2 protein-coding genes are annotated in these 2,243 nt (G+C 46.1%); both read left to right on the forward strand.

Features of this window, described 5'->3' with window-relative positions; all coding sequences use genetic code 11:
- Window positions 1–1,811: O-antigen ligase family protein (locus KAH81_10365; GenBank protein ID MCK5834056.1), on the forward strand; the 1,811-nt coding region annotated here is incomplete at its 5' end.
- Window position 1,812: 1 nt separating this feature from the next.
- Window positions 1,813–2,243 (forward strand): protein kinase (locus KAH81_10370; protein MCK5834057.1); only part of this gene is annotated, 431 nt, incomplete at its 3' end.

The following is a 2,243-nucleotide window of genomic DNA, read 5'->3' on the forward strand; positions in this document are numbered from 1 at the left end:
CATGGGTCATCTACATTTTAGGGCAATATGTTTATGATTCTGGCCCTGCAATGACCAAATATTTTGTTGGGACTTTTTTCTGGAAAAACCCGATGGCAGCCTATTTACTTCTTTTTATGCCCTTTGTTTTTGCTTTTTCTCTTGAACGCAGCGGCTGGGTTAAATGGGCCACAATCTTTGTCTCCATAGCTATGTTGGCAGGTCTCGTTCTCACTAGAAGCAGAGCTGGTTGGATTGCCGGTCTAATCGCCGGACTGATTTTTTTCTTGCCTAGCATCATTAGAGTTATGGATAAGAAGAAATTGTTTACATTATTAATAGTTGCAGTGGCTGGGATATCCCTCGGTTTGTTATTCTCACCAAAAGGTGTTATTACCGAACGTGTCGAGAGTTTTACTGAGATAAATACTGAGAACTTAAATAAAGATAGGAGCTCCAAAGAGCGTCTTGCTATGCTCGATGCTGGCCTCGATGTTGCTGAAGACTACCCTATATTTGGCGTAGGGCCTCGGTCATGGCCTGCTATCCGCGCAGCATACCTTAAGAAACTGCCTTTTCTACCTCGCTTTCCTCACAATGCCTATTTAAGGGCGGCCGCAGAGCTTGGTATTCCGGGGCTTATACTCCTTTGCTTAGCTCTACTTATGACTTTTTTGCCACTTTGGAGAAAATGCTTCGTCGAAAAACCAGATTTGGTATTTACAGGTATCGTCACAGGGCTTTCATCTCTATTTATACACATGGCCGTCGATTTCGATGCCGCCTTTGCCGGGCTTCTTTTGCCTTCGGCGCTTCTCATTGCCCTAGCCTATCGTCTTCACTCCGATAGCAAAATCGAGCCTACACATTTAAAATCTCGAATCCCCATTATAGTTTTAGCATCGGCAATGCTTGTTCTGCTTCTCTTGCGAATCACCTCGGAACAGCTAGCTCTATCGGCTACCGCTTCTGCCGAGAACAGAGACCTAACCACCGCCCAAAAACAAACCCAGCTCTCCGCTCGACTTGATCCATTCACCTGGCAACCTCGTTTTCTATCCGCCAAAATATTCATGGTGAAATCGGATTTTATAAACGCGGAGAAAATGCTCAGGTCGGCGATCAAGCGCGCGCCAACAGTAGCCGAGCTTCACTCGGAGCTCGCCGAAGTTTCTTTAGCCAAAGGCGACACAACCTCGGCAATAAACTCACTCCAAAAGGCCATAAGCCTGGCCTCTCGCGCCAATCCTGAAAGCTACTTTACTCTAGCATCCATATATGAAAATAAAAAAGACTACGAATCCGCTGAGAAAACCTATATATGGGCTATCGATGCCATGGCTCCATTCTCCGGAGTAGGGTATTCTGCCGGAACTATAGGCTATCGTTATCGCTCATCAATAGCATGGGAAAAGCTTTGCCTAATCTGGGGCTCGCGTGGAGATTCTCTTATTGCCGAAGTTGCGGACTTCAACGCAAAGATTCTTCAATTACCTCGCGAAAAGGATAAAGTTGCAAAACAACTCGGTTTCGACACACCTTCACCCGAGCTTGTAGTTATCCAAGCCTTCGAGGCTATCGCTCGTTCTGACACCTCGACTATCCGCAAACTCACAGCATACCCCGATGGTGCACTTCCGCATTTTCCCGAGGGTATCACTATGACAGTCAATAAAATCCTCGATGTTCGTGAGGATCCCATTGGAGGGCGCGCCGCTGTCGATATTATCCTGAAAAGCACCAAGTCAGATGGCGAAGAGGGATTCGCCAAATCGTCTATCACCTTGAAAATAAGGAATGGCCGATGGGTCGCTTCCTTCGAAGGTAGTTAATATGTCAGAAAAGCTGCTTTTAGGTAGGTTTAGAAATTTAGGGCTTTTGGGCGAAGGCTCCACTGGCAAGGTTTACCGAGTCATCGATACTAGCACCGACCAAACGATAGCTCTTAAAATTCTGAGACCAGAAATCACTCGAAGAGTCGGACTACAACGCTTCCGACGACAGTTTCTTCTTATAGCCCAACTCTCACACCCAGCTGTATTACCAGTTCTCGATATGGGTAAAGACGAGGGCGATGTCTGGCTCACTTCGAAGCTCCTACAAGGCGATACACTGTCAAATGTTAAACTCCCATTAACTCCCGAGAAAACCGCAAAATTCATTCTCGAAATCGCATACGGACTCGAATTCATTCATGCCCATGGAATTATCCATCTCGACCTTAAACCTTCGAATATATTTATATCCGAGGAAAAGCCCTTACT

It is taken from the genome of bacterium, from assembly GCA_023145965.1.
Classification (GTDB): Bacteria; UBP14; UBA6098; order UBA6098; family UBA6098; genus UBA6098.